General features: G+C 52.0%; 7 protein-coding genes. 4 read left to right on the top strand and 3 right to left on the bottom strand.

The annotated features are described in order from the left end of the window. Nucleotides 1–33 precede the first annotated feature (33 nt). The 3 genes from KF839_RS14580 to KF839_RS14570 all read right to left on the bottom strand — a co-directional run bounded on the left by KF839_RS14580 (nucleotide 34) and on the right by KF839_RS14570 (nucleotide 2801). Nucleotides 34–1230: a tyrosine-type recombinase/integrase gene (locus tag KF839_RS14580; protein WP_292918557.1), complete on the bottom strand. Its 1197-nt coding sequence runs from the start codon at nucleotides 1228–1230 to the stop codon at nucleotides 34–36. Between the two features lie 29 nt (nucleotides 1231–1259). Next, nucleotides 1260–1955: a hypothetical protein gene (locus KF839_RS14575; protein ID WP_292918556.1), complete on the bottom strand. Its 696-nt coding sequence runs from the start codon at nucleotides 1953–1955 to the stop codon at nucleotides 1260–1262. Between the two features lie 168 nt (nucleotides 1956–2123). Beyond that, nucleotides 2124–2801, bottom strand: coding sequence for a hypothetical protein (locus KF839_RS14570; protein WP_292918555.1), 678 nt, complete (start codon nucleotides 2799–2801; stop codon nucleotides 2124–2126). Between the two features lie 202 nt (nucleotides 2802–3003). On the opposite strand from KF839_RS14570, the gene KF839_RS14565 reads away from it, so the two are divergent. From KF839_RS14565 to KF839_RS14550, 4 genes are all read left to right on the top strand, one after another. Then, on the top strand, nucleotides 3004–3210 hold the full coding sequence (locus KF839_RS14565; protein ID WP_292918554.1) for a helix-turn-helix transcriptional regulator: 207 nt from the start codon (nucleotides 3004–3006) through the stop codon (nucleotides 3208–3210). Continuing rightward, the gene (locus tag KF839_RS14560; RefSeq protein WP_292918553.1) at nucleotides 3207–3920 is read left to right on the top strand and encodes a hypothetical protein; all 714 of its coding nucleotides are present in this window, start codon (nucleotides 3207–3209) and stop codon (nucleotides 3918–3920) included. Before KF839_RS14565 ends, KF839_RS14560 begins: the two co-directional genes overlap by 4 nt. Nucleotides 3921–4694: 774 nt before the next feature. Then, nucleotides 4695–5288, top strand: coding sequence for a hypothetical protein (locus tag KF839_RS14555; RefSeq protein ID WP_292918552.1), 594 nt, complete (start codon nucleotides 4695–4697; stop codon nucleotides 5286–5288). Nucleotides 5289–5413: 125 nt separating this feature from the next. Beyond that, nucleotides 5414–6217, top strand: a complete 804-nt coding sequence (locus tag KF839_RS14550) for an FRG domain-containing protein (RefSeq protein ID WP_292918551.1) — start codon at nucleotides 5414–5416, stop codon at nucleotides 6215–6217. Nucleotides 6218–6597 lie beyond the last annotated feature (380 nt).

Here is a 6597-nt window from a genome sequence, read left to right as displayed (position 1 = left end):
CGATGCCACTGTATTCGCTCAAAAATCAAAGGCTTAGGAGTTTTCGTAAGCGTTGGTCACGGTTTTGGTCACGGTTCCAAAACCGATTTTTAACGAATCCAGCTTATCGACCGCTTGTCGATTGCCGCCTGGGATCAGATGTCCATAGGTGTCACAGGTGATGGTAATCGACGCATGGCCAAGTTGCTCTTGGACATATTTCAGGTTCTCGCCATTCGCGATGAGTCGGCTTGCATAGGTATGGCGGACACTATGCATATCCAGCCGTCGTAGTCCGGCCTTCGCGACCATCGGAAACCACAGTTTGTACCGCAACCAATTCTCGGCCATATAACTCGGCTCCCGCCTGGTTCCGCCAAGGTTGCCTGGAAAGAGGATTTCAGGCGCTGGGTCTCCAGCGGCGGCCGCCTCCAGATCCTGTAGCTCGATCCATTCTGTCAGAGCCTTTGCGAGACCCTGGGACATGTCCACGCGCCGGGCCTTCCCGTTCTTGGGTGTGCCGAGGATTCCCCGCGACCAGTTCCGTTGCACGTAGATGGATCGGCTGTGAAAGTTCAGATCGCCCCGATGGAGTCCCAGCACTTCTCCGGCTCGTAGGCCGGTGCGAAAGAAGGTCAGGGCCATCGGGTAAAACAGCGGGCGTTCGCGTCGCACGGTTTCCAGCAACAGGCCTTCTTCTTCGGGAGTGAAGATCGCAAGTTCTGATTCCTCGATGGTCGCTGGCCGTTTCAGCAGTTTCCCGGAACGGAGGGCAGGGTTATGAGTGATCAGCCCATCCTCCACGGCTTCGGTCAACACCGCGCTGAGTGTCAAGAGTGCATTCAGCGCCGTATCGAAATCTAAACCCTTTTCGAGTAGCCCTGCCGCCCATGCTTTGATTCGGGGTCGTGAGATGGCGGAGAGTTGCGAAGTCCCAAAGGCGGGGAGGGCATGTTTACGTAATCGCGACTCGTACGTCTTGATCGTCGTAACCTTCTTGCCGCGTGCGGGTTGGTTTTTGAGCCACGTCACGAAGTAATCTTTCAGCAGGAGTGATTTGGTCTTTTTCGGTTTGGGAAAGAGTTTTCCCTCTCGTGCTTCGGCCTTCAACTTGCCATACAGCGTGCGTGCTTGGCTTTTGGTGTCGCACTTGTGCCATGTCTGGCGTCCCTCTTCATAGACACGCACCCACCAGCCTTCCCGGCCTTTCCGCTGGGTGATGCCTCTATCCTTTCCTTCTTTTCGTGCCACAATGACTCTCCTTTTCTTCCCCATGGGCATCAGAATAATCTGTCGAAAAATCTCTCTCGTCCAGCGTTCAAAAGCCGCTCCCGTTGCTCTTTCATCTCGAATTTAAGATCTTCTTCATCGAGTTGGCCGCCGGTCAGCAGCTTGTCCGCAATAGACTTTTTCCCGTTCAAATATTTACTCACGGGATAAACGGGTATTTCCCTATCAAATTCCAGAAGCATCGCTTGATGCATTGAAGCCCAAAGAGTGGTGATGCATCGACGGGCCCAATATCGATCGTGCTCTGTCCTGTTCTTCTCATAGCCTAACCAGGCAACCACACTTTGAATGTCTTTGAGATTCTCATAGGGATACAGGCCGACTGAATCGGAGCTAGGAACATTCTTAAAGACGCCCCTTAGAAAGTCAGTTACCGTCGACAATTGTTTCATAGTCGAGGCAAAATCGCTTTGTGTCGGAGTAGGTATATGGGTATATTGAACCGCCGCCTGCACGACCGGTATCAATTCTGCCCAGAACTCTCTTAATGCTGATAGGTAGCTTGTCCTCCGCTGAATAGCATAGGCTAAAAATGTAGCTGGGATAGCGATCAAGAATGGAATGAGATCTTTATAGACCTCGTAGAGACTGTGGTACTTGAAATGGATCCATACTCCAAAAACCACGGCAGCTACATAAGACCCGATCACACTGATGGCCGTATTCCGGAGGCGTTTGCGCGTCATGTTCTCCTCCCGTCGTAACTGCTAGATCCTTGGAAGAAAATACACTCATGAACTAATCAATTAGCTCTGCCTTCCGCTTGAATCTCTGAGTAACGCTACAAGAGTTCTCGACGGTTGACGTAGAGACGTACCCACCAGCCTTCGCGGCCTTTACGCTGGGTGATGCCTCTATCCTTTCCCTCTTTTCTTGCCATGGCGGTCCTCCTTTCGTGTCTCTGTCTTTTGGTCGGTCCTCCGGCTTTCTCGCCACTTTCTCGCCGCAACTCGGTTTTGGCAGCGCGGTTGACAGTATAGCTGGTCGCGTCTGATCGCTAAATAGATCTTGGCGCATTCCGGACAGCGTCGAATGTAGTCTCCCGACTGGGCCAGGAGGTGTACAAAGCGGTACTCAAACTCCTTGGCCTTGCGTTTCGCGCTCACGAAGATTGTCCCGGCCTCGTCAGAGCCCTCGCCGGGCGATACCACAACCAGTGTCATCTGCGGAAAGGTGAAGGCGGTGTAACCTTCGTGCCAGTAGAGTTCTAACTGCTCCAGGACTGTCGCCTGAATGTCCTGGGCTTCTTTGCGACTGGGTATCGTCTGATAGTTCTTCGCGTTGGGCACTCCTTCCACGCTCCAGCCACTTTCCGGGGCGACCATCCCGCCGAATCGCTCTCCCGTCTCATCGACAAAGGCCGCGACTTCAAACGCCACCAACGTCCATTCGGTTGGTGTCAGGGCCTCTAGTTCCATCTGCAGGAACTTAAGCACCCATCCGACGGCGCCATCCGGCATTGAGCGGATACGTTCAATCGCTTTCTGGTACTCCTGTTGGAAGTCCTGCTCGGCTTTCTCCTGTGCGCTCATGCTTTCCGCTCCTTTTTCATGCCGAATCCTCTCAATTTTCCTGATCCCAACACGACTGAAAAAAGTGTCGTGCTGAAGGGCCGTCTCCACCTGAATTTGTTTGGCAAGTGTACCTCCTCACTGCTAATGGCTGTCAAGAGTCATCACGCTTATAGGTAAATAAGCGTGACTCTTCACAACCATTCTTTCAAGGAGGTGTCCGATGGTCAGTACAAAATTGATCACTATTAGAGAAGCGGCCAACCGGCTAGGGCTGAAGGAAAGCACAATCAGGAAATATATCCTGAAGCGGCAGATTGCCTATGTGAAGCCGTCGGTGCGCGCCGTCCGGATTCCCATCGAGGAACTGGAGCGGATTCTGGTTGCCGGTTTGAGGCCGGCCATTCCTCAAGCGGAAGGTGCGCGATGAGCCGCTGGAAGGAGTTTCGGCGGGAGCCCGTCGCCGGAGAATGGACCAGGAAGCAGAAGCGGGGCTACCACCGGGTGCGGTCGCTCCTGTGGTTCTGGGAGTGCCATCAATTCCAAGTGCTTTGGGTCACGTTGTCCACAGCAGAAGGCGGGGATGCGGAGAAGCTCACCTACCATCACAAGCAACTTCGTCAACGGATCGAACGCCAGCTGGGATTTCAGGGCTTGGAGTACTATCAGGTCCGGACGGAAGAAGGGCATGGGGTGCTCCACATCTTCTGGGCCTGGCGGGTGCCGGACGGGGAACGCGCTCGCCGGTTCTGGATTTCGCAGGAGTGGCTCTCGGCGCAATGGCAAACCCTCCACGGGGCTCCGGTGGTCTGGATCAAGGCGTATCAGCCCAGCCATCGTTCACGAAACCGTCTGAGCCGCTATGTGATTAGCCAATACGTTCAGGATCAATGCGGCTACGTGAACATGTGCTGGTCCTGGAAACGCTCGCTAGGGTTTCCCATCAGCCGACTGTGGGAAGAAATGCGGCACCAGTGGTCCACCAGGAATGCCTATCGCCGGATCAGAGGAGAGATCGAAATCCCTAGAATCGTTTTCATCAAGACCTGGGAGGATCTGCTCTCGGGGCATCCCATCTGGTTCAGCGGCACCATTCTGCAGCTGGTGTTGGGGAAGGGGCTGGTCTATCAGGAGGTGTGAGGATGATCTGGCATCGATGCAGCCTCAAACTGCCGAGCTTGTTTGGACCGGCCTGTTGCGGACGGGAAGCGAGCACTTATGATCGGGCGCGGAAAGCCTGGCTCTACCCTGAGCATACGAAAGAACGGCTGTGTGAGTTCTGCCAGTCAGAACGGGCATGGGCCAGGCTCTGTTATGTCGTGGACGATGTACTCTGCGAGGTGTGGCTCTGTGCGGATTGTGCAGGGCTCACGCGGCGACTGTGAGGCTCAGCCGATCTAATCAATTTGTCCCTGTCACCCGTCCATTATCCGTCACGGGTGAGAGGGAACCATGGTCCTTCCTCGTACAAGGCGGCGATGCGTCAGCTTGGCCGCCGTTCTGGGTGATCGTTGTGTACACACGCAGAGAAGAGAACAGGGATACTGAAACCATGGGGAGATTGGTCACGCAAAGATTCCGCCCAACGAGGCCGCCCGGCCGTTCCGGACCACTGGACCGGACGGCCGGGGGGATCGGGGGCGCAGCCCCCGCTTCACTTGATCTATATGGTCAAAGTAGGACATAAGTAGATTTTCAAGTTTGGCTGAAGTAAGCTTCGCACGCTGAGATACGCATGGGTTTCCACTAGGTGAAGGTGAGGCCATGGAGACGCTCCTGGAGCTTATGTCGAAGATCATTCCGATTCTGCCTTCTTTACCCTCGTGGCTACGATACACACTCTTGATCTGGGTCATATTTACATCCGTTGCGTGGGTATCCGTCGGAATTTACTGGCTTCTACTTGCTCCCACCATGAAACAAGCAGAAGGAAACCAACTTCAAACCGCACAAACACAATCAGTTGAACAGTCTCCAGCTTCAACAAATATACAGATTGGTCGCGATCTCATAATTCAGGCCCCTACTCCGTCTTCCGTTCACACTTTTTCTCTCGCCGAATGCTCGTTTGATATGATTTTAGAAATTCCTGTGCAAGGTGTCGAAACATTTCGCAAGGCATTTCCCCAAGGAAGTGGGAATTTGACTGTTTTACTGAATATCTCAGAGGACGGAGTCAATCAACAGGCCCAGCTACAGCTTGCGGGGCAGTGGAATGGAACAAGCGGTATGATTTCACATTACTCTGAAGATTTGATTGTCTACACGCTTTCTGAGCATAGGTTCACGCTGTTACATAAAAAGCCCATCATTATGAGTGTTCCGACTAACTTAACCCGCCTCAGAGCCGGAGGCCACTATTCGGTGCATTTGACAGCATTTCCTGGCTTCGCCATACCGCTTATTCCGAAAGAGGTGCATGTTAGAACCCATGACGGAATGCTATTCAGGGTCTATGACTTTAAGGGAGATGACAAAGGATGGTATTCGGGCACACTCTCCCTTTAAAAACGCAACCACAATTTGTGGGGATGCCCGACAGGAATACAAACTGGAGAACTGCCAGGTTAACCTAAAGATATTGGCCCCGTTATCAACCGTTAATGGCGAAATATTTTTGTCGGGAGATATGTGTGGAAGAGATCGCTGTAAAAAGCTGGGAAGAATTTGAGGAACGCCTCTTACCTTTCTTTGGAGGATTAAGCCGCATAAGGAAGAGCCCACCGCGTCTTACTACCCCTATATTTCGAGGTCATGGGAATGCTACTTGGAGCCTCAAAACTACGCTTGAGCGATCCGCGCAGCACCAACTTTCAATGTCGCAATACTTCGCTAAAATCCGCACTGTGAAACCCGCAGTTGTTTCACTTACAGGGAAAGAATGGGTGCTGCCAGGAATGTTCGATCCTGACTATAAGCCTTCCACACCTCCCCCTGGCTATGAGTTCATGATATATCTCAGGCATCATGGTTTTCCCTCACCTCTGCTCGATTGGACTGAATCGCCCTACGTCGCGGCCTTTTTTGCGTTTCACAAAAGTAATGACCACAACAATGACCATGTTGCCATCTATTCTTATGCAACACGTACTATGTTTAGGAGGAAGCGGTCAGTCAAAGCCGGATATATCATCACGCTAGGGCCACATGTTGTCAGCCACCAAAGGCATTACTCACAACAATCGCGATACACGATCTGCGTTCGCCCTTCGGAAAATGAAAATGAGGGATTTCTTTACACGAGGCATGAGGATATTGAAACAAGCAGGAGTGAAAACTTCCACGTCTTCACAAAATACCTCATCCCACGATCTGAAAGAAAAAAGGTTATGGCTAGACTTACGCTCATGAACATAACAGCGTTCTCTCTCTTTGGAAGTGAAGAAGCCTTAATGGAGACTCTAGCCTACTCTATAATCGAGAAGGGACAGTCTTGATGAGAGCTGTTAGCTTACAACCTTTTCGATCGATCACGCTTCAGTTATCCCGCTAGTAAGCTTAGTGGTGAGGGCCTTAGAGAGCTGCAATAATGCTACAGGCTAAGGCTGCGCATTTCCAAAACGGTTTTCCGCAAACCGCAGCGTACGACATGGATACAGACCAAGGAGCCATTCCGTACTTCAATCCGGAAATTGTTGTCGTCTTCTAAGTAGTTTCTTGGTCACGGTTTTGGTCACGGTTCCAGGTCAAATTTGGGCATAAATGGTCGTAGCCAAGTCGTGGCGGTGATGGCCACTTTCTCCTTATATTTCATAGGCTAGCGCAATAAATCGCACTCAGTCGCAATTTGGGACTTTCGAATAAGTACATCGCCTGT

The organism is Nitrosomonas sp. (genome assembly GCF_019635155.1).
GTDB lineage: Bacteria > Pseudomonadota > Gammaproteobacteria > Burkholderiales > Nitrosomonadaceae > Nitrosomonas.
The sequence above is the reverse complement of the archived record's forward strand: the minus strand, read 5'-3'. Positions and strand labels throughout refer to the sequence as shown.

Bases quoted from the DNA above. Each gene is read 5' to 3' on its own strand.
- KF839_RS14555 (WP_292918552.1), top strand. From the start codon at position 4,695: ATGAAACAAGCAGAAGGAAACCAACTTCAAACCGCACAAACACAATCA.
- KF839_RS14560 (WP_292918553.1), top strand. From the start codon at position 3,207: ATGAGCCGCTGGAAGGAGTTTCGGCGGGAGCCCGTCGCCGGAGAATGG.
- KF839_RS14565 (WP_292918554.1), top strand. From the start codon at position 3,004: ATGGTCAGTACAAAATTGATCACTATTAGAGAAGCGGCCAACCGGCTA.
- KF839_RS14575 (WP_292918556.1), bottom strand. From the start codon at position 1,955: ATGACGCGCAAACGCCTCCGGAATACGGCCATCAGTGTGATCGGGTCT.
- KF839_RS14570 (WP_292918555.1), bottom strand. From the start codon at position 2,801: ATGAGCGCACAGGAGAAAGCCGAGCAGGACTTCCAACAGGAGTACCAG.